Annotated in this window: 19 protein-coding genes; 13 read left to right on the forward strand and 6 right to left on the reverse strand. The window is 61.4% G+C overall.

The window, feature by feature from the left end; translation table 11 throughout:
* The first annotated feature begins 156 nt into the window (after positions 1-156).
* The 6 genes from sucC to FHS64_RS03970 all read left to right on the forward strand — a co-directional run bounded on the left by sucC (position 157) and on the right by FHS64_RS03970 (position 8,229).
* Positions 157-1,347 (forward strand): ADP-forming succinate--CoA ligase subunit beta, encoded by a 1,191-nt coding sequence (gene sucC, locus FHS64_RS03945; protein WP_167175939.1) that lies wholly within the window; start codon positions 157-159, stop codon positions 1,345-1,347.
* 31 nt (positions 1,348-1,378) lie between these two features.
* Positions 1,379-2,281: a succinate--CoA ligase subunit alpha gene (gene sucD, locus FHS64_RS03950; protein ID WP_167175941.1), complete on the forward strand. Its 903-nt coding sequence runs from the start codon at positions 1,379-1,381 to the stop codon at positions 2,279-2,281.
* A 333-nt stretch (positions 2,282-2,614) separates the two neighbouring features.
* On the forward strand, positions 2,615-5,632 hold the full coding sequence (locus FHS64_RS03955) for a 2-oxoglutarate dehydrogenase E1 component (protein WP_167175943.1): 3,018 nt from the start codon (positions 2,615-2,617) through the stop codon (positions 5,630-5,632).
* Positions 5,633-5,686: 54 nt separating this feature from the next.
* Entirely contained in the window at positions 5,687-7,174 is a 1,488-nt protein-coding gene (gene odhB / locus FHS64_RS03960) for a 2-oxoglutarate dehydrogenase complex dihydrolipoyllysine-residue succinyltransferase (RefSeq protein ID WP_167175945.1), read from the forward strand.
* Between the two features lie 89 nt (positions 7,175-7,263).
* Positions 7,264-7,683: a putative signal transducing protein gene (locus tag FHS64_RS03965; protein WP_167175947.1), complete on the forward strand. Its 420-nt coding sequence runs from the start codon at positions 7,264-7,266 to the stop codon at positions 7,681-7,683.
* Positions 7,684-7,692: 9 nt separating this feature from the next.
* Positions 7,693-8,229: a hypothetical protein gene (locus FHS64_RS03970; RefSeq protein ID WP_167175949.1), complete on the forward strand. Its 537-nt coding sequence runs from the start codon at positions 7,693-7,695 to the stop codon at positions 8,227-8,229.
* 3 nt (positions 8,230-8,232) lie between these two features.
* On the opposite strand, the gene FHS64_RS03975 is transcribed toward FHS64_RS03970, so the two are convergent.
* Positions 8,233-8,499 carry a DUF6356 family protein gene (locus tag FHS64_RS03975; protein ID WP_167175951.1) on the reverse strand — a complete coding sequence of 89 codons (267 nt, stop codon included), beginning with the start codon at positions 8,497-8,499 and terminating at the stop codon, positions 8,233-8,235.
* A 151-nt stretch (positions 8,500-8,650) separates the two neighbouring features.
* Between FHS64_RS03975 and FHS64_RS03980 the strand changes: the two genes are divergently transcribed.
* Both FHS64_RS03980 and FHS64_RS03985 read left to right on the forward strand, forming a co-directional pair.
* Complete coding sequence (locus FHS64_RS03980) at positions 8,651-9,832, forward strand: acyl-CoA dehydrogenase family protein (RefSeq protein ID WP_167175953.1); 1,182 nt, start codon at positions 8,651-8,653, stop codon at positions 9,830-9,832.
* A gap of 178 nt (positions 9,833-10,010) precedes the next feature.
* Entirely contained in the window at positions 10,011-11,360 is a 1,350-nt protein-coding gene (locus FHS64_RS03985; protein WP_167175955.1) for a trypsin-like peptidase domain-containing protein, read from the forward strand.
* Positions 11,361-11,612: 252 nt separating this feature from the next.
* Here the strand turns inward: FHS64_RS03985 and fabB are convergent, their stop codons facing one another.
* The 3 genes from fabB to FHS64_RS04000 form a co-directional block, all read right to left on the reverse strand.
* Positions 11,613-12,842 carry a beta-ketoacyl-ACP synthase I gene (gene fabB / locus FHS64_RS03990; RefSeq protein ID WP_167175957.1) on the reverse strand — a complete coding sequence of 410 codons (1,230 nt, stop codon included), beginning with the start codon at positions 12,840-12,842 and terminating at the stop codon, positions 11,613-11,615.
* 25 nt (positions 12,843-12,867) lie between these two features.
* A complete protein-coding gene (fabA, locus tag FHS64_RS03995) occupies positions 12,868-13,401 on the reverse strand; it encodes a 3-hydroxyacyl-[acyl-carrier-protein] dehydratase FabA (protein ID WP_167175959.1) in 534 nt (177 codons plus the stop codon).
* Between the two features lie 158 nt (positions 13,402-13,559).
* Complete coding sequence (locus FHS64_RS04000) at positions 13,560-14,135, reverse strand: SH3 domain-containing protein (RefSeq protein WP_341771069.1); 576 nt, start codon at positions 14,133-14,135, stop codon at positions 13,560-13,562.
* 54 nt (positions 14,136-14,189) lie between these two features.
* On the opposite strand from FHS64_RS04000, the gene FHS64_RS04005 reads away from it, so the two are divergent.
* Positions 14,190-15,176, forward strand: coding sequence for a 2-hydroxyacid dehydrogenase (locus tag FHS64_RS04005; protein WP_167175961.1), 987 nt, complete (start codon positions 14,190-14,192; stop codon positions 15,174-15,176).
* A gap of 3 nt (positions 15,177-15,179) precedes the next feature.
* Here the strand turns inward: FHS64_RS04005 and FHS64_RS04010 are convergent, their stop codons facing one another.
* Positions 15,180-15,932: a HesA/MoeB/ThiF family protein gene (locus FHS64_RS04010; RefSeq protein ID WP_208380540.1), complete on the reverse strand. Its 753-nt coding sequence runs from the start codon at positions 15,930-15,932 to the stop codon at positions 15,180-15,182.
* Between the two features lie 70 nt (positions 15,933-16,002).
* Here FHS64_RS04010 and hslV point away from each other — a divergent pair, with 70 nt between their 5' ends.
* Together hslV and hslU are read left to right on the forward strand one after the other, a co-directional pair.
* Entirely contained in the window at positions 16,003-16,560 is a 558-nt protein-coding gene (gene hslV, locus FHS64_RS04015) for an ATP-dependent protease subunit HslV (protein WP_167175963.1), read from the forward strand.
* A gap of 93 nt (positions 16,561-16,653) precedes the next feature.
* A complete protein-coding gene (gene hslU / locus FHS64_RS04020) occupies positions 16,654-17,952 on the forward strand; it encodes an ATP-dependent protease ATPase subunit HslU (RefSeq protein ID WP_167175965.1) in 1,299 nt (432 codons plus the stop codon).
* A 35-nt stretch (positions 17,953-17,987) separates the two neighbouring features.
* Here hslU and FHS64_RS04025 read toward each other — a convergent pair whose 3' ends face one another.
* Complete coding sequence (locus FHS64_RS04025) at positions 17,988-18,812, reverse strand: alpha/beta fold hydrolase (RefSeq protein ID WP_243862714.1); 825 nt, start codon at positions 18,810-18,812, stop codon at positions 17,988-17,990.
* A 6-nt stretch (positions 18,813-18,818) separates the two neighbouring features.
* On the opposite strand from FHS64_RS04025, the gene FHS64_RS04030 reads away from it, so the two are divergent.
* Positions 18,819-19,796 carry a glycosyltransferase family 9 protein gene (locus FHS64_RS04030; protein WP_341771070.1) on the forward strand — a complete coding sequence of 326 codons (978 nt, stop codon included), beginning with the start codon at positions 18,819-18,821 and terminating at the stop codon, positions 19,794-19,796.
* Positions 19,793-20,734 carry a glycosyltransferase family 9 protein gene (locus FHS64_RS04035; RefSeq protein ID WP_167175967.1) on the forward strand — a complete coding sequence of 314 codons (942 nt, stop codon included), beginning with the start codon at positions 19,793-19,795 and terminating at the stop codon, positions 20,732-20,734. Before FHS64_RS04030 ends, FHS64_RS04035 begins: the two co-directional genes overlap by 4 nt.
* The last annotated feature ends 89 nt before the right edge of the window (positions 20,735-20,823 follow it).

The following is a 20,823-nucleotide window of genomic DNA, read 5'->3' on the forward strand; positions in this document are numbered from 1 at the left end:
TGAGATGGAGCCGGACAGTTGAACTGTCCGGCTTTTTTAGTCGAACGCTGAAATAGCTGGCGCGCTAAAAGAGACAGACGGTTGCCTAGCCCCCATGCGGGTGCCTATAAGCGCGACCAAAGTTTCCCCAAACCTCTCCACTGGCGCGGATCCAATATGAACATTCACGAATATCAGGCCAAACAGGTCCTCAAGGCCTACGGCGCACCTGTCGCTGAAGGCGTCGCTATCACCTCGGCAGATCAAGCCGAAGCTGCTGCCAAGCAACTGCCTGGCCCGCTCTATGTCGTGAAGTCGCAAATCCACGCCGGTGGCCGTGGCAAGGGCAAGTTCAAGGAACTGGGTGCCGAAGCCAAGGGCGGTGTGCGTCTGGCCTTCTCGATCGAAGAAGCCGTCGCCCACGCCAAGGAAATGCTGGGCAACACGCTCGTCACCGCCCAAACCGGCGAAGCTGGCAAGCAGGTCAACCGTCTGTACATCGAAGACGGTGCCGACATTGCCCGCGAACTGTACTGCTCGCTGCTGGTTGACCGTTCGGTCGGTCAAACCGCATTCGTCGTTTCGACCGAAGGCGGCATGGACATCGAAGAAGTGGCCCACGCCACTCCGGAAAAAATCCACACCATCGCCATCAACCCGGAAACCGGCGTCACCGCAGAAAACATTGCTGCGATCAACGCCGCTCTGGAACTGACCGGTCAGGCTGCTGAAGACGGCACGTCGCTGTTCCCGATCTTGTACAAGGCCTTCGTCGAGAAGGACATGGACATGCTCGAGATCAACCCGCTGATCGTCATGGAAAATGGCCACCTGCGCGTTCTGGACGCCAAGGTCTCGTTCGACGGCAACGCCCTGTACCGCCACGAAGACATCCGCGCCCTGCGCGATGAGACCGAAGAAGACGCCAAGGAAATCGAAGCCTCCAAGTGGGACCTCGCTTACGTGGCTCTGGACGGCAACATCGGTTGCATGGTGAACGGTGCCGGTCTGGCCATGGCCACCATGGACATCATCAAGCTGTACGGCAAAGAGCCGGCCAACTTCTGCGACGTCGGTGGCGGCGCAGGCAAGGAGAAGGTCGCTGCGGCCTTCAAGATCATCACCGCTGACCCGAAGGTCGAGGGCATCCTCGTTAACATCTTCGGCGGCATCATGAAGTGTGACGTCATCGCCGAAGGCGTTGTCGCAGCAGTTCAGGAAGTGGGCCTGAAGGTTCCGCTGGTGGTTCGCCTCGAAGGCACCAATGTCGAACTGGGCAAGAAGATCCTGAACGAGTCGGGTCTGGCCATCACCGCTGCTGACGATCTGGACGACGCCGCCCAGAAAATCGTCGCCGCTGTCGCCTAAGCCCTGCACATAGAATTCAGAGAACAGACACATGTCCATCCTCGTCAATAAAGACACCAAGATCATCGTGCAGGGCCTGACCGGCAAGACCGGCGGCTTCCACACCGAACAGGCTCTGGCCTATCACGGCACCCAGATGGTTGCCGGCGTGCACCCGACCAAGGGCGGCACCAACTGGACCGGTTCGCACGGCGAAACCCTGCCGATCTTCGCTTCGGTTGCCGAAGCCAAGGACGTTACCGGCGCTGACGCCTCGGTGATCTACGTGCCGCCGGCAGGTGCTGCCGACGCCATCATCGAAGCCATCGAAGCCGAGATCCCGTTCATCACCTGCATCACCGAAGGTATTCCGGTGCAGGACATGGTGCGCGTCAAGGCTCGCCTCGACCGCTCGAACTCGCGCCTGCTGGGTCCGAACTGCCCGGGCATCATGACCCCGGACGAGTGCAAGATCGGCATCATGCCGGGTTCGATCTTCAAGAAGGGCAATGTGGGCATCGTCTCGCGTTCGGGCACCCTGACCTATGAAGCCGTGTTCCAAACCACCAACGAAGGCCTGGGTCAGACCACTGCTGTCGGCATCGGTGGCGACCCGGTCAAGGGCACCGAGTTCATCGACGTGCTGGAAATGTTCCTGGCCGACCCGGAAACCACCTCGATCATCATGATCGGTGAAATCGGCGGTGCTGCCGAAGAAGACGCCGCTCAGTTCCTGATCGACGAAGCCAAGAAGGGCCGTAAGAAGCCGATGGCTGGCTTCATCGCCGGTCGTACTGCGCCGAAGGGTCGCACCATGGGCCACGCCGGTGCTGTCGTTTCGGGCGGCAAGGGCGACGCAGAGTCCAAGATCGCAGCCATGGAAGCCGCTGGCATCCGTGTCTCGCCGTCGCCGGCGCGTCTGGGCAAGACCCTGATGGAAGTCCTCAAGGGCTAATATCGTTCGGTCTGGCAACAGGCTGATACTGAACAGGAAGGGCGGCGGAGCAATAGTTCCGCCGCCTTTTTTGCGCGTTAAGGAATGGTGAAGCCGTATGGGCCTAGACGTCCATTCTGACAGGCTCTCTCACGCGCAAAGAACGATTTTCGCGCATTGTGAGGGTTTGTTACGGTGCACAAAGCGCGCAATGCCACTTTTTGTACCGTATTCGACGAATTTCCGCCCACTTGGCCATTCTAGGGCCATGACCATCGGTAAAAGTGGGCCTATATGAACTTCGGTCGTGTGCGCTGTGTGGGTGCACACGGTGGAACAGGATGTGTGAGAAACATGGCGGACGATGCAGGTCGGCTGAATCAGGTCTTTGCCGAGACCTCTTTCCTTTACGGTGCCAACGCGGCCTTCATTGAGGATCTGCACGAGAAATGGGCCAATGACCCGGCATCGGTGCCGGGTGAGTGGCGCTCGTTTTTCGATCAGCTGAAAGACAATGCCGAACTGGTGAAGCAGGCGGCGGGTGCAGGCTCTTGGGGCCGCAATCGTGGCGACGAGCCGACCGAGGAAACCGCTGTCTTTGACGGCCGTTGGCCTGCTCCCAAGGTGGATCCCAAGGCTGGCAAGCCGGGCGCACGTCCTGCTGCTCCGGCTGCAGCCGCTGATGGCGCGCTGACCGCAGATCATGTCCGCGCGGCGGCCCATGACTCTATTCGCGCCCTGATGATGATCCGCGCCTATCGCGTGAACGGTCACTTTGCTGCCAATCTCGACCCGCTGGGTATCGAAAAGCCGCATGTACATCCGGAACTGACGCCGGAATTCTACGGCTTTACCGCCGCTGACATGAACCGCCAGATCTTCCTCGACGGCGTTCTGGGTCTGCAAACGGCGTCGCTGAACGACATTGTTGCCCTGCTCAAGCGCACCTATACCGGTACGATCGGCGTGCAATACATGCACATTACCGAGCCAGCCGAGAAGGCCTGGCTGCAGGAACGTATCGAAGGCGCCGACAAGTTCGAGAAGAACGCCTTCACCAAGGAAGGCAAGCTGGCCATCCTGTCCAAGCTGATCGAGGCCGAAGGCTTCGAACGCTTCCTGCACAAGCGTTTCCCCGGCACCAAGCGTTTCGGCCTCGATGGCGGTGAAGCCATGGTTCCGGCGCTGGAGCAGGTCATCAAGCGCGGTGGCAATCTGGGCGTTGACGAAATCATCTTCGGCATGGCCCACCGTGGCCGCCTGAACGTGCTGGCTGCCGTTATGGGCAAGCCGTACAAGGCGATCTTCCACGAGTTCCAGGGTGGTTCGAGCGTCCCGTCGGACATCGAAGGCTCGGGCGATGTGAAATACCACATGGGGGCCTCGTCGGACCGCGAGTTCGACGGCAACAAGGTTCACCTGTCGCTGACCGCCAACCCGTCGCACCTTGAAATCGTCAACCCGGTTGTTCTGGGCAAGTCACGCGCCAAACAGGCTTTCGACATCCGTGAAATGCCGGAAAACATCGGCAAGCCGGATTCCGAATGGAAACTGGACCGCTCCAAGGTCGCGCCGCTGCTGATCCACGGTGACGCGGCGTTTGCCGGTCAGGGCGTGGTGGCCGAATGCTTTGCCCTGATGGGCCTGAAGGGCTACCGCACCGGCGGCACCCTGCACTTCGTCATCAATAACCAGATCGGTTTCACGACCGCACCGCACTTCTCGCGCTCGACGCCTTATCCGTCGGACGTGGCTCTGATGGTTGCGGCACCGATCTTCCACGTCAACGGCGACGATCCCGAAGCTGTCGTGTTCGCGGCCAAGGTGGCCACCGAATACCGCCAGAAATTCGCGAAAGACGTGGTGGTGGACATGTTCTGCTACCGTCGCTTCGGTCACAACGAGGGCGACGATCCCACGTTCACCCAGCCGAAGATGTACGAAAAAATCCGCGCGCAACGCTCGACCCGCGAGCTGTACACGGAGCGTCTGGTCGCACAGGGCGTCATCTCGCAAGCCGAGGTCGATGCCATGCTGGCCAAGTTCGAGGCCTTCCTCGACGCCGAGTTCGAAGCCGGCAAGACCTTCGAAGCCAAGAAGGCTGACTGGCTGGACGGCCAGTGGAAGGGTCTGGGCGCAGACAAGCCGGAAGACGCTGCATGGCGCGGCACGACCGCTGTTGCAGCTGATAAGCTGCAGGACTTCGGTGCGCGCCTGACCTCGATCCCGAACAGCGTGGACGTCCACAAGACGCTCAAGCGCGTGATCGATGCCCGCCGCGAAACCGTGGCAACGGGTGAAAACATCGACTGGGCTACGGCTGAAAGCCTCGCCTTCGCCTCGCTGGTCGATGAAGGTTACAATATCCGCCTGTCCGGTCAGGACTCGGTACGCGGCACCTTCTCGCAGCGTCACTCGGGCATTACCGACCAGACCACGGAACAGCGCTACTATCCGCTGAACAACCTGCGCGAAGGTCAGGGCCATTTCGAAGTCATCGACTCGGCCCTGTCGGAAGAGGCCGTACTCGGCTTCGAATATGGCTACTCGCTGGCCGATCCGAACACCCTGACCCTGTGGGAAGGCCAGTTCGGTGACTTCGTGAACGGTGCACAGGTCGTGATCGACCAGTTCATCTCGTCGGGTGAGCGCAAGTGGCTGCGTATGTCCGGCCTGACCATGCTTCTGCCGCACGGCTATGAAGGCCAGGGCCCCGAGCACTCCTCGGCACGCCTCGAGCGCTTCTTGCAGCAGTGCGCCGAGAACAACATGCAGGTCGCCAACTGCACCACCCCGGCCAACTATTTCCACATCCTGCGCCGCCAGCTGCACCGCGAGTTCCGCAAGCCGCTGATCCTGATGACGCCGAAATCGCTGCTGCGTCACAAGAAGGCCGTTTCGACCATCGCCGACATGGCCGAGGGTTCGAGCTTCCACCGCGTGCTGCGCGACGATGCCGAGCTGCGTCCAAGCGTCGCCGGTGTCTCGCTGAAGTCCGACAAGGACATCCGCAAGGTCATCGTCTGCTCGGGCAAGGTTTACTATGACCTGCTCGACGCCCGCGAAAAGGCTGGCATCAACGACATCTACATCCTGCGTCTGGAACAGTTCTACCCGTGGCCGATCAAGTCGATCTCGGCGGAACTGGCACGCTTCCCGAACGCTGATCTGGTATGGTGTCAGGAAGAGCCCAAGAACATGGGTGGCTGGACCTTCGTCGATCCGTGGATCGAGCTGACGCTCGAGAAGCTGGACGTGAAGGCCAAACGCGCCCGTTATGTCGGTCGTCCGGCTTCGGCCTCGACGGCTGCGGGCTTGATGAGCCGCCACCTGAAGGAACTCGAGACCTTCCTCGCCGAGGCCATGGCCTAAGCGACCGCCGCATTTTATCCTGATTGAATACGTTACGAAAAAGAGCCCCGAAAAATGGCTGACATCCTGACCCCCGCCCTTGGCGAATCCGTAACCGAAGCGACGATCGCCAAGTGGACCAAAAAGGTCGGCGAAGCGGTTAAAAAGGACGAGATCCTCGTCGAGCTGGAAACCGACAAGGTTTCGCTGGAAGTCGTCGCACCTGCCGACGGCGTTCTGGCCGCCATCAATGCCGCTGAAGGCGACACCGTGGTTCCCGGCACCGTTCTGGGTGCTGTGACCGAAGGTGCGGCCGGTGCATCGGCACCGGCGGCCGAAGTGGCACCGGCAACCGCTCCGGCGGCGGCTGCTGCGGCCTCGACCGACGGCGCTGTCGTTGACGTGGCTGTCCCGACCATGGGCGAAAGCGTGGCCGAAGGTTCGGTTGGCACCTGGCTGAAACAGTCGGGCGACACCGTGGCCAAAGACGAACTGCTGGTTGAAATCGAAACCGACAAGGTCGCCGTCGAAGTCTCGGCACCGGAAGCCGGCGTTCTGACCATCAACGTACAAGCGGGTGAAGCTGTCACCCCGGGCCAGGTGATTGCACAGATCTCGGCCTCGGGCGCTGCGGCACCGGCTGCTGCACCGAAGGCTGCCGCTCCGGCTGCGGCTCCGGCTGCATCGGGCGCGCACCTGTCGCCGTCGGTCCAGCGCGTGGTTTCGGAAAACAACCTGAACCCGTCCTCGATCGCCGCTTCGGGTCCGAAGGGCAACATCACCAAGGCTGATGCGATTGCCGCTATCGGCGCTGCTGCCGCCGCTCCGGCTGCTGCTGCTCCGGCGGCTCCGCGTGCACTGGGTGACCGCGAAGAGCGCGTGAAGATGACGCGCCTGCGTCAGACCATCGCCCGTCGTCTGAAAGAGTCGCAAAACACTGCGGCCCAGCTGACGACCTTCAACGAAGTGGACATGACCAATGTCATGGCCCTGCGCGCCCAGTACAAAGACCAGTTCGAGAAGTCGCACGGCGTGAAGCTGGGCTTTATGTCCTTCTTCACCAAGGCGGTTGTCGCGGCGCTGAAGGAAATCCCGGCGGTTAATGCCGAGATCGACGGCACCGACATCATCTACAAGAACCGTTATGACATTGCCGTGGCCGTTGGCACCGACAAGGGTCTGGTGGTTCCGGTTCTGCGTGATGCTGACACCCTGTCGCTGGCGGGTATCGAAAAGGGCATCGGCGCTCTGGGTAAGGCTGCCCGTGACGGCACCCTGACCATGGACCAGATGCAAAACGGTACCTTCACCATCACCAACGGCGGCACCTATGGTTCGCTGATGTCGACGCCGATCCTGAACGCCCCGCAATCGGGCATTCTGGGCATGCACAACATTGTGCAGCGTCCGATGGCCATCAATGGCGAAGTGAAGATTCGTCCGATGATGTATCTGGCCCTCAGCTATGATCACCGCATCGTTGACGGCAAGGAAGCCGTGACCTTCCTGGTCCGCATCAAGCAACTGCTGGAAGACCCGCAGCGCGCTCTGCTGGACCTGTAAGAACAGGTTTCCGGTCACCGGAAATAGAGACGGCGGTATCTTCGGATGCCGCCGTTTTCTTTTGTCTGGTGCACTGATAGCGTGAGCGTATGAGCTTCGTTGAAATTGCCCGCTTTACCGATGTGTACGAAGCCGATCTGGCGGCGGCGTTTCTGGCCTCGCACGACATCGAGGTGTCGGTCACCGAGCGGTTCCAGACGACGCTTGATCCGCTGATGCAGCGGGCGCTGGGTATCCGTTTGATGGGCTATGCCGATGACGTTGATCGCGCCCGCCAGCTATTGGAGCGGGCGCGGCAGGGCGAGTTTATGGAAGCGGATGGCGACGATGTGCCGACCGAACCACGGGCCCGCTGGGCGGGTCGAGGGATTGCCCTGTTTGCGGTTATGGTCTCGGGCTATCCCGCGACCAGCTTGCCAAGACGACTGAGACCGCTCCAGATTGCGGGAATGTTGATTATCGTGGCCATGGTCGCCCTGTCATGGGCGCTGTGGCTTTGGATCAAGTAGGGGGTGCGTATGCGTATTTTATGTGCAGTGGCTTCGGTCGTATTACTGACGGCCTGTAGCGGGCAGGACGAGGCGGGCGCGGTCGCGCCAGAAGCTCCAGCCGAGGCAGGGAAAACGGCGAGTGCTGCGGTGGATAGCCAAGACGCTGCGCGCGAGACCAAGCCCGCTGCGACGGGTGATGCCGCCGCACGCTTCGAGCGGACCGATCCTTCGCGCGGCACGCTGGTGCTTGAAGAAACCGGCGAGAAGTTTGTGCTGACACTGGTGGCAGGTGGCCGTCCATCGGGAGCCGCAACCGCAGCCGACTGCGCCGTAACGATTGCAGGGCCGCAGGACCTCGACGGCGTGGTACGCGGACGCGTGGTCCCGTCCAGCGGTGCCTATGGCGATATGACGGCTGACGATATCGGCCCGACCCCGCTCAAGGTCGATGTGATGATCGGACCGGAAGGCGCGTTTGTCACCGACCACGGTGCCGCCGCCAAACTATGCGGCATGGGCAGCCAGTTGGACGGTTTCTACAAACGGCAGGACATGCCGGACTGAGACTTACAGTCCGACGTCCCACACGCCGGCATTACGCATGCGCTCGTCGCGGGCTTCATGGGCGCGGCGGGTCATGCCGGGGGCCATTTCACGCACGGCATCCGAAACGGTCGATTTGTGCAGGCCCGGAATGATGGCGTGGACAAAGGCGCATCCGGCCAGTTTCAACAGCTTGCCGCAAAAGCCCATCGAAGCGCCCATATGCTCCACATAGGTTTCGTTCACCTCTTGCGGGTGTTCGACAAACAGACGGTGGAAGCGATTGGACATGATCATAGGGCCGAAAGTTACGTCGGGACTTGCTCTACCCGACAGGGGTATTTTGCCCTAAATGGAATAAGATAACAGGGGTCGTGTGGTCGCATCGTGATGAAATCGGTGTGAGCTTGCACCCAAGACACAGAAAATAAAAGGGAATGCCATGGGCGACGCTTCGGGAAAGACCTTCCGCTGGGATGATCCGTTTGATCTGACAGGACGGCTGACCGATGAGGAACGTATGGTGCAGGACGCGGCCCGCGCCTATGCCCGCGATGCCCTGCTGCCGCGCGTGGTGGCCGCGTTCCGCGACGAGACGTTTGATCGCGCCATCATGACCGAGATGGGCGAGATGGGCTTCCTCGGGGCCATGCTGCCGGAACAATATGGCGGCTCCGAAGCCAGCCACGTCGCCTATGGACTGATCTCGCGCGAGATCGAGGCGGTGGACAGCGGCTATCGCTCGGCTATGTCGGTGCAGTCTTCGCTGGCCATGTACCCGATCTATGCCTTCGGCTCCGAAGAGCAGAAGATGAAATACCTGCCCAAGATGGCGGCGGGCGAGCTGGTCGGCTGCTTTGGTCTGACCGAGGCCGATGGCGGTTCGGACCCTGCGTCGATGAAGACGACGGCTATGGCGGTTGATGGCGGCTATCGCCTGAACGGCGGCAAATACTGGATCACCAACTCGCCGATCAGCGACCTTGCGATCGTCTGGGCCAAGCTGGACGGCAAGATCCGTGGTTTCATTGTCGAGCGCGACTATCAGGGCTTCACCACGGGCAAGATCGGCGACAAGCTGTCGCTTCGTGCCTCGATCACCGGCGATATCGGCCTGAACGATGTGTTTGTGCCCGAAGCCAACATCCTGCCGGGCGTTCAGGGTCTGCGTGGTCCGTTCTCGTGCTTGAACAAGGCGCGTTACGGCATTGCATGGGGTGCGATGGGCGCGGCCGAGTTCTGCCTGCATGCCTCGCGTGACTATGTGTCCGAGCGCATCCTGTTCGGCCGCCCGCTGTCGGCACGCCAACTGGTGCAAAAGAAACTGGCCGATATGCAGACCGAAATCTTCCTCGGTTTTGAAGGCGCCTATGCCTTGGGCCGTCTGCTGGATACCGGCGCTTGGGTGCCCGAAGCCATCAGCCTGATGAAGCGCAATAACTGCGGCAAGGCTCTGGCCATTGCCCGCGAGGCCCGCGACATGCACGGCGGGGCCGGTATCACCGGCGAGTTGCACGTCATGCGTCACGCCATGAACCTTGAAACCGTGAACACCTATGAGGGTGCGCACGACGTTCACGCCCTGATCCTGGGGCGCGCCATAACGGGCGAAGCGGCCTTTTAATAACGGCCTTGCGGGGTGCGGGCAGAAATGCCCGCCCTCGCAGGGAACGGGCGTTCGGCAGCGCCGTTGTTCGTCGTGCTGCTGTTCGCAAAATATAGGCCATCGGGCTTTCCGGTTTGGTCGGACACAGCTTAAGCTGGTGTCCGAAACCTGTGGCACCACCAATATGGAGAGCCGAATGTCATCCCGATGCCTGCCTGTAGCCCGCAAACGCGGTGCAAGCCTGTCTGTTGCCCTGCCCGCTCTGATGGTGGCGGTCGTGGCCTGTGCCGGATGGAGCAGTCAGGCCGTGGCACAAAGCGGCACCGGCGGCATGACCTATGACGCCCGTCGCGGCGTCTATTCCTTTGCCTCGGGCATCGAGCATGCGCTTCCGGCTGTGGTGAAGGTCACGACGATGGGGCGCGCTTCGTCGGGTATGGAGGATGGCCCCAAGGCGCTTCAGGGCGGCTCGGGTGTGATTATCGATGCCGCCAACGGCATCGTCATCACCAACCACCATGTGATCGACGGAGGGCGCAATTTCACGATTGATCTGCCCGATGGCCGGTTCCTCGATGCCGAACTGGTCGGGGCCGACGAAGACACCGATATTGCTGTCCTGCGCGTGCGCGGCAGCGGACTGGCGCAGGTCGCGCAGGTAAACTCCGATGATCTCCAGACCGGCGATCTGGCCTTTGCGGTCGGCTATCCGCTGGGACTGGACCAGACCCTGACCATGGGGGTGATTTCGGGCCTGAACCGCACCGGACGCGGCGATACGATCGAGGACTATATCCAGACCGACGCGGCGGTAAATTCGGGCAATTCGGGGGGGCCGCTGCTGGATAGCCGCGGTCGTCTGATCGGTATCAACACCGCCATCCTGTCGGGCGGTATGGGCGGCGGCAATGACGGCATCGCCTTTGCCGTACCGACCCGTATCATGCGTTTTGTGGTGGACCAGATTCTGGCTCATGGCGAGGTCAAGCGCGGTCAGGTCGGGCTGGTGGTCGGTTCTCTGACGGCCCCGCGTGCGCGCGAACTGGGCCTGAATATCGTGCGCGGCGCTGTGGTGCATGATGTCATTCCCGGCTCGTCCGCCGAAAAGGCCGGTCTGAAGCGCGGCGACGTCATCGTCAGCCTGCAAGACCGCCCGATGAGCAATGGCGGCTCGGTGCAGGCTTCGGTCGGTATCACCACGGCGGGCACCCGTCTGCCGGTCGTCTATCTGCGCGATGGCCGCGAAGCCCGCACGGCGCTGACGGTCGAGGCACCGGTCGGTGGCAAGACGTATCTGGGCCAGAGCGAAGCCATTGCGCGTGGCATGACGGTCAAGCCTGTGTCGGGCAAGATGCAGGTTCAGGTTGTCGAGGCCGGTTCTCTGGCCGCATCGGCGGGTATCAAGGCGGGTGATGTCATTACCCGCATCAATGACACGGCGGTCGACAGTCTGGCTACGTTTGGTCAACTGGTGCAGGGGCAGGACAAGCTGGTCATAACCCTTGATCGCGATGGCGAGGAACAGCGTTTCGAGCTGGCCCGCTAAACACCGTCGCTCGATACAAAAAGACCCGCTGAGGTTCAGCGGGTCTTTTTTGTGGGCGGGGTGTCGGCCCACCAGAACCATATGCGGATAAATCCGGAGGGGGCTGGGGGGGCTGTTCAGGATCCGGAGCTATCCGGTGCCAGTGAGCCGACACCAAGGATCATTGATACGTATCCGGGTAAGTTCTGGACCGAACCGTGTCTTTTCAAAGGTATTCGGGGCCGCCGGTAAAAAACTGGCGGCCCCGAAAAATCAGATCTTGGACATGATCAGGGTGGCATTGGTGCCACCGAAGCCGAAGCTGTTGCTCATCACATGCTTCAGTTCGCCGTCATGGCGTTTCTGCAGGATGGGCATGCCCTCGAAGTCCGGATCGAGGTTCTCGATGTGGGCGCTTTCGGCGGCAAAGCCGTGCTTCATCATCAGCAGGCAGTAGATGGCTTCCTGAGCGCCAGCGGCACCCAGCGAGTGACCCGACAAGGACTTGGTCGAGGAAATCATCGGCATGGCATCGCCAAAGACGTTGCGGACCGCGTTCATTTCCTTGGCATCGCCGACCGGCGTCGAGGTGCCGTGCGGGTTCAGATAGTCGATCTTGGGATTGCCGGCCATTTCGAGCGCAATCTTCATGCAGCGCTCGGCACCTTCGCCGGACGGGGCAACCATGTCGTGACCATCGGCATTGGCACCGTAACCGGTGACCTCGGCATAGATGGTCGCGCCACGGGCAACCGCGCGCTCGTATTCTTCGAGTACAACAATGCCCGCACCGCCCGCGATGACGAAGCCGTCACGGTCCTTGTCATAGGCGCGCGAGGCGACCGACGGGGTGTCGTTATAGTTGGACGACATGGCGCCCATGGCGTCGAACATGTTCGACATGGACCAGTCGATGTCTTCACAGCCACCGGCGAAGACGACGTCCTGCTTGCCCCATGCGATCTGTTCGGCAGCGGCACCGATGCAGTGGGCCGAGGTCGCGCAGGCCGACGAGATCGAATAGTTGACGCCCTTGGTCTGGAACCAGGTGGACAGCACAGCCGACGGACCCGATGCCATGGCTTTCGGCACCGCGAACGGGCCGACGCGCTTGGGCGAGCCTTTTTCGACTGTGGTCTGGGCCGATTGCAGGATGACCTGCGTGCTCGGGCCGCCTTCACCGACGATGACGCCGGTGCGGTCGTTCTTGATGTCTTCCGGATCAATACCGGAATCCTTCAAGGCTTCTTCGAAGGCGATGTGGCCCCATGCGGTGCCGTTGGCGAGGAAACGCGCCGCGCGACGGTCCACCAGCGGGGTCCAGTCTTCGGCCGTCGCACCCAGTGCGGGCGGTGCCCAGACCTGAGAGCGGAAGCCGTATTTGGCATGGTCCGGCGCATGCTGGATGCCCGAGCGGGCTTCCTTCAGCGAGGCAGCGACCTCGTCCTGACCTGTGCCAATGGAAGAGACGATACCGATGCCGGTGACGACGACGCGACGCATAGGCGTTTCCTCGTTATATCGTTGATTACGCTTCGGTCTTTTCGGCGGTTGCGCCGAACAGACCGACCCGCATGTCATTGCAGGTATAGATGACTTCACCGTCGGCCTCGAGCACGCCGTCGGCAATACCCATGACCAGTTTACGGTTGATGACGCGTTTCAGGTGGATCTTGTATACCACCTTCTTGATGTCCGGCGTGACCTGACCGGTGAATTTCACTTCGCCGACGCCCAGTGCGCGACCCTTGCCCGGACCACCGATCCAGCCAAGATAGAAGCCGACCAGTTGCCACATGGCGTCAAGGCCGAGGCAGCCCGGCATGACCGGATCGCCGATGAAGTGGCACTGGAAGAACCACAGGGCCGGATTGATATCGAGTTCTGCCTCGACATAGCCCTTGCCGTAATTGCCGCCTTCATTGGAGATGGTGACGATACGGTCGAACATCAACATAGGCGGGGCGGGCAGCTGGGCATTGCCCGGGCCGAACAGTTCACCACGGCCGGAGGCCAGCAGACCTTCAAGGTCGAACGACGAGGGGTATTGGGACTGGCTCAAAGTCTAAGGGCTCCGATAAGCTTTAGCTCGGGGGTTACACGACGCCGCGTGTCTGCTCAACAGCAGCCGTCGCCTCATGACCCTCCAGAGCGCATCCATTGCCGTAATTTGGACAATGGAGCCATCAAAACAAGGTTTTTATTGGCTAAGTCGCCGGATTAGTCTTCGTGACGACCTGTACCGGCGGGACGGTTTGCGTTGCACAGGGCGCGGGTCTGGGTGCCAAACACGCTGCCCTCGGCCACCCAACCCCTGATTTTACGGGCGCGCACGCGGCACCAACCGTCCTCGCACTCGTCCAGTGAGACGATTGAGCGCGGACTTAAGGTTGCACGCACCGAGGAGGCTGCGGAACGTCCCGTATGGATGGGCAGGACTTCGTCGGTGCGGTTGAACACGCTGCGGCGACCAGACGCGACCGTGCGGTGAATCCACGCCACCGATCCGTCGGGGTCACAGATTTTGCGCCATTCACGGGTTTCGGCAATGACCTGTACAGGCAGGCCCGCTGTGCGGTATTCCCACATGATATTGTAATCCAGCCCCGGACCTTGTCTGGCCCGGACACGGTTGGACTTCAGGGTAATCCAGCGGGGAATTTCCAGTCCGGTAGGGGTGGTTCGGCCAGACGGCATGATGGTGCTGCCACCACTCATAACCGCCAGTCCGGCCATGGCCGCTACGATTCCGAGGCGACGGAAGTTTTTGACCCTGCTCGTAGCTTTGATAGACACATTCAGACTCTAAAGATCGGCGGGCCCCAAACCCGCAGGAAACCCAGGTACCCTATGTCCGTCCGCAAGCTTAATGTCGTGTTAACCAGGCGTCTTCCCGATGCGGTAGAAACGCGTATGCGCGAATTGTTCAACACCGAGTTGAACCTGACAGACACACCGATGGATCGCGAGGCCTTGGCGGCAGCCTTGCAACGGGCCGATATTCTGGTGCCGACTATTACCGACCGCATCGATGCCGACCTGATCAATGGCGCGGGCGAGCAGTTGAAGATGATCGCCAATTTCGGCGCGGGTATCGACCATATTGATGTCGATGCCGCCGTGGCTCGAAAGATTATCGTCTCCAACACGCCGGGTGTTCTGACCGAAGATACGGCCGACATCGCCATGTCGCTGATCCTGTCGGTCAGCCGCCGTGTCGTCGAGGGGGCCAATGTGGTCACCAATGGCCAGTTCAAGGGCTGGACCCCGACATGGATGTGCGGGCGCAAACTGTATGGCAAGCGTCTGGGCATTGTCGGCATGGGCCGTATCGGTCAGGCACTGGCCCGCCGCGCCAAGGCCTTTGGCATGCAGGTCCACTATCATAACCGCAAACCCATACCGGACATGCTGGCCGAAGAACTGGGCGCGACATGGTGGGATGATCTGGACCCGATGCTGGCGCGTATGGACGTCATCAGCCTGAACTGTCCGGCCACCAAAGAAACCCACCACCTGTTATCGGCCGAACGCCTGAGCCTGCTTCAGCCCCATGCCATTGTCGTCAATACGGCGCGCGGGGAACTGATCGACGAGGAAGCGCTGGCCGAAGCCCTTAAGGCCAAGGCGATTTTCGGTGCCGGTCTGGATGTGTTCGAGCAGGAACCGGATGTTTATCCGGGTCTGATCGGCCTGCCCAATGTGGTGCTTTTACCCCATCTCGGTTCGGCCACGATCGAGGCCCGTCAGGACATGGGCGACCGCGTGATCGCCAACATCATGACCTTCCAGAACGGCCACCGCCCGCCCGACCGCGTCATTCCGGCCATGCTGTAAGCCTTAGCGACTACAGACGGGGCATTCCGGATCGGCAGCCAGCTTCACCACGCGGGTGGCTGCCGACAAGCCGTCATAGATTAGGAGGCGGCTTATCAGCGGTTGGCCCGCGCCGGTGATGATCTTGAGGGTTTCAAGCGCTGTCATGGTGCCGATGACACCGGCCAGTGCCCCGATAATGCCGACGCGGGCACAGGTTTCGGCCTCGGGCGGGACTTCCGGCACGAGGCACTGATAGCAGGGCTGGCCGGTAAAGACCCCGACCTGACCGGTCCAGCGCCCAAGGGCGCCTGACACCAGCGGTTTGCCCTCCTGCACACAGGCCGCATTGACGCAGAAACGTGTGTCGAAATCGTCGGTGCCGTCCAGAACCACATCATACTGGCCGATCAGCTCACGCGCATTGTCCGGCGTGATGCGCTGGTTGAACACCTCGATGGAGGTGTGCGGGTTAAGCGCATTGAGGCGGGTTTTGGCGACGGCGACCTTGGGCTTACCGATATCGTCGGCTCCGAAAATCACCTGTCGTTGCAGGTTGGACAAAGACACGACATCATCGTCGATCAGGCCCAGATGGCCGACCCCTGCGGCGGCCAGATAAAGCGCCGCCGGATTGCCGATGCCGCCCATGCCGACCACCAGCACCCGTGCTTTTTTCAACGCCTGCTGGCCCGGTCCGCCCACTTCGGACAGGATCAGGTGGCGGGCATAGCGTTCGACTTCATCGTCGGAAAAGCGGATAGGCGTCTGGTTCATCTTGTCGCTGTAGCATTTTCAAACCGGCTTGGCGCTTGCGGTAAAGCGCGACGCTCGCCACATCCGGTTTATGACGCAGCACGCTCCCTCATTCCCCGACTGGCACGGCACCACTATTCTGGCCGTGCGCAAGAATGGCCAGACCATCATCGCCGGTGACGGTCAGGTCTCGATGGGCAATACCATCGTCAAAGGCTCGGCCCGCAAGGTGCGCAAGTTGGCCGGCGGCAAGGTGATTGCCGGTTTTGCAGGGGCCACCGCCGATGCCCTGACCCTGATCGAGCGGCTGGAAGCCAAGCTGGAGCAGTATCCGGACCAGTTGGCGCGTGCCTGTGTGGATCTGGCCAAGGATTGGCGCACGGACCGCTATCTTCGCAAGCTGGAAGCCATGCTTTTGGTGGCCGACAAGAACACCATTCTGACCGTGACCGGCGTGGGTGATGTGCTGGAGCCGGAACAGGGCGTGGCCGCGGTCGGTTCGGGTGGGAACTATGCGCTGTCGGCGGCGCTGGCCCTGATCGACGAAGATACGCCGCTGGATGCCGAGGCCATCGCCCGCAAGGCCATGAAGATCGCCGCCAGCATTGATGTTTTTACCAACGGCAACCTGACTGTCGAGAGTTTGTAAGCGTTGAAGCTTGCCGCGCCTGAAAGGGCGCTCAAGGAGTGAGCCGCCGCGCGGCGAACGTTAGTGCCCTTGCAGGCAAACCGAGAATAAAAAATGACTGATCTATCGCCTCGCGAAATCGTATCGGAACTGGACCGCTATATTGTCGGTCAGCAGGACGCCAAGCGGGCTGTGGCCGTGGCGCTGCGGAACCGTTGGCGCCGCAAGCGCGTGGGTGATGACCTGCGCGACGAGGTAACGCCGAAGAACATCCTGATGATCGGCCCGACGGGCGTGGGCAAGACCGAGATTGCGCGTCGTCTGGCCAAGCTGGCCGGTTCGCCCTTCCTCAAGGTCGAGGCCACCAAGTTTACCGAGGTCGGCTATGTCGGCCGCGACGTGGACCAGATCATGCGCGATCTGGTCGAGGCGGCTATCGGCATGGTGCGCGAAAAGCGCCGCGTCGAGGTTCAGGCCAAGGCCGAGGCGGCCGCTGAAGAGCGTCTGCTGGATGCTCTGGTCGGACCGGGTTCGGGGCAGCCGACCCGCGATGCCTTCCGCAAAAAATTGCGCGCGGGCGAACTGGACGACAAGGAAGTCGAACTGACGCTGGCCGATAATGCCTCGCCGATACAGGGCATGGATATTCCGGGCGGCAATGTCGGCATTCTCAACCTGTCGGACATGCTGGGCAAGCTGGGCGGTGGTCGCACCAAGAGCGTGCGCATGACTGTGAAAGATGCGACCCAGCCCCTGATTGCCGAAGAAGGTGACAAGCTGCTGGATCAGGACAGCCTGACCCGCGAGGCCGTGTCACTGGCCGAAAACGAAGGCATCGTCTTCCTTGACGAGATCGACAAGGTGGCGGCGGGCAAGGATCGTGGCGGAGCCGATGTCTCGCGCGAAGGCGTGCAACGTGACCTGTTGCCGCTGATCGAAGGCACGACGGTTTCGACCAAATATGGTCCGGTCAAATCCGACCATGTGCTGTTTATCGCGTCTGGCGCTTTCCATGTCGCCAAGCCGTCGGACCTGCTGCCAGAACTGCAGGGTCGCTTGCCGATCCGTGTCGAGTTGAAGGCGCTGACCCGCGATGACTTCAAGCGCATCCTGACGGAGCCGGAGGCCAATCTGATCCGTCAGAACCAGGCCCTTTTGGCGACCGAAAACGTCACTGTCACTTTCACGGATGATGCGGTTGAAGCGATGGCCGATGCGGCGGTGACCGCCAACTCGACCATCGAGAATATCGGTGCGCGCCGTCTGCAGACCGTGCTGGAGCATGTGCTGGAAGAAACCAGCTACCACGCCACCGATCTGTCGGGTCAGGCCATCGAGTTCACCGGCGAAGTGGTGCGCGAGAAGCTGAGCGAACTGACCGGAAACGTGGACCTCAGCCGCTATATTCTCTGATAGCGGCTGAGGTCGGAGCTTGGGGCCGTCGTAGCTTAGGTTGCGGCGGCCTTTCTCATTTGCGCCACCGCATCGACCAGACGGGCCAGCTCGTGCGGCTTGGACAGGCGGTGGTCGCCATCCTTGATGATGTCCAGACGCACATCGCCGCCCTCGTGTTTTTCCAGCAGGCGTAGCTGCATCTCCCACGGCACGCTTTCGTCCAGTTTGCCTTGCAGGATGTGGGTGGGGGCAGGGATGGCGACCGGACCATCCAGCAACAGCCAGTTCTTGGCCTCGTCGAACATGTTTTTCGTCAGGTGATAGTCGCCAAGGCCGGGATCGGTGATCAGGGCCTCGCCGTCACGCATAATGGCCTGACGGATATGATCGGGCAGGGTCGGCCACATCAGGCGTTCGGTAAAATCCTGCGCCGGATTGACCAGAACCAGACCGGCCACAGCCTCGGGGCGGGCGACAGCCGCCAGCAGCGACACCCAGCCACCCATGCTTGATCCGACCAGAATGACGGGGCGCTTAAGATGGTCGATCAGGGCGATACAGTCCTCGCGCCAGCGACCGATGGTGGCTTTCTTCCAGTCACCGCTTGAGACGCCGTGGGCAAAATGGTCATAGCGCACATAGGCCCAGCCGTTTTCCTCGGCGGCTTCATCGAGGGCCAAAGCCTTGGTGCCTTCCATGTCCGAGCGGAAACCACCGACCCAGACGACAACCGGGCCGTCGCCTTCAACCTGTTTATAGGCGAGGGTTTCGCCATCGGGGCGGGCAAGGTGCTGGATGTCGGTCATGGTGTCCTCAAGGTGTCTCGCGCAAGGCTCGGCAAACTGGTAGCGGATATTGGACTGTGAAGTGAAGGCCAAGCCCGCGTGACCCAAACCGATTTGAACACCGCACCCTCCCGCCCGCGTGTGTTGTTTATCAGCCCCAACCGTATCGGCGACAGCGTGATCGCGTCCGGCATTGTGCGCGAGATCAATCGCCAGTGGCCCAATGCGCATATTACGGTGGCCGTATCGGGTATGGCCGCGCCGTTTTATCGGGCCGCACCGGGCGTCGAGGACATCATTGTCGTCAACAAGGAAAAGCGCGGTGGTCACTGGCTCAAACTGTGGAAGGCCGTGCGCGGTACCCGTTGGGATGTGGCCATTGATACGCGTGGTTCGGCAACCACCTTCCTGATCCCGACCAAGACGCGCTTTGTGTACAGCAGCAAGCTGGAAAAGGGTGATCCCAAGGTCGAGGTGATTACCCGCCTGTTGCATGCGCCCCGCTCGCTGGAGCCGGAACTCTATATTGATGATCGCGCCCGTGATGACGCGGCAGCGGTCATTGATCCGCAACTGGCCACCGGTTCGGGCGAGGGCCCTATCATCGCGCTGGCCCCCATCGCCCACCAGAAGGGCAAGAGCTGGCCTGCCGACCGCTGGGCCGCGCTGGTCGAGAAGATGAAGGCGGAGCCGCGCTTTGAGGGCTGGCGTTTCATGCTGGTCGGTGGTCCGGGCGATCATGCACCGGCAGCACCGGCTTTGGCGGCGGCCGGTGATCGCGGTATCGACTTTGTCGGCAAGGGCGACATTCTGGCCTCGGCGGCAGCAATTTCTCGCGCCACGCTGTTTGTTGGCAATGATAGCGGCCTGATGCACGTCTCGGCGGCGGCAGGCACGCCGACCCTGGGCCTGTTCGGTCCGACCGAATGGTGGCTGTATGGGCCGCGCGGTACCAAGACCATGACGGTGGCCTCCAACAATACCCGTGGCCAGTTTGCGCCGATTGAAGACCTGACGGTGGATGCCGTCTTTGCCGCGACGATCAAACTTTACGATACCTATGCGGGGACGAAATGAGCCAGCCCAAGCCGCAGGTCCTGTTCATCAGTGCCGACCGCATCGGTGACGCCATCATGTCGATCGGTGCGATCCGCGAGATCGGTCGCCAGATCCCCGATGCCGAAATCACCGTGGCGGTTGGCCCTCCGGCGGCAGCTCTGTTCAGGGCTGCCCCCAATGTGGTGAAGGTCATACCGTGGAAGAAGCAAAAGCTGTCCGGCCACTGGCGCACCTTGTGGAAACAGGCGGTCGGCACGCACTGGGCCATGGTGGCCGATGTACGTGGCTCGGTGATGTCGTTCTTCCTCAAGGCCGATCAGCGCCGCCTCTACAGCCGTAAGCTGGAGAAGGGCGAGATGAAGGTCGTCACCTTCTCCAATATGATGAAGGCCGCCAAAACCGCCGAGCCGGAAATCTTTCTGGACGACAAGGCCCGCGCCGATGCCGCCGCAATCATTGGCACTGATCCTTCGCCCATCTTGGCTATGGCCCCGATTTCAACGGCGGCCGACAGAAGCTGGCCCGCCGACCGCTGGGCCGAACTGACGCAAAAGCTGATGAACGAGCCGCGCTTTGATGGCTGGCGGTTCATGCCTGTCGGTGGTCCGGGCGACCACGCCGCTGCTGCTCCGGCACTGGCTGTGGCCGGTGATCGCGGTATCGATGCCGTGGGCAAGTGCGATATTTTAGGCTCGGCGGCTTTATTGCAGCGGGCGACACTGTTTGTGGGTAACGACAGCGGCCTGATGCATGTCAGCGCGGCTGCCGGCACACCGACGCTGGGCCTGTTTGGACCCAGCGAGTGGTGGCACAAGGCACCCTATGGACCCAAGGGCCGTGTTCTGGCCGCCGCACCTGTTCGGGGCGAGTTTGCCCCGATTACGGCCTTGAGCGTCGATCAGGTGTTTGCGGAAGTGTTGGCGCTTTACGACACCTTTGCGCGTTCTGGACGTTGATTGCAGCGCAAGCTTGAATTTTCGGGCTTTCATCGCCATATTCCCGCCGCTGGGACGCCTCTGTGAGCACAGAGGTTCCCGCCAAGCTT

Origin of the sequence: Brevundimonas terrae, assembly GCF_011761985.1 — a bacterium.
Lineage (GTDB): Bacteria > Pseudomonadota > Alphaproteobacteria > Caulobacterales > Caulobacteraceae > Brevundimonas > Brevundimonas terrae.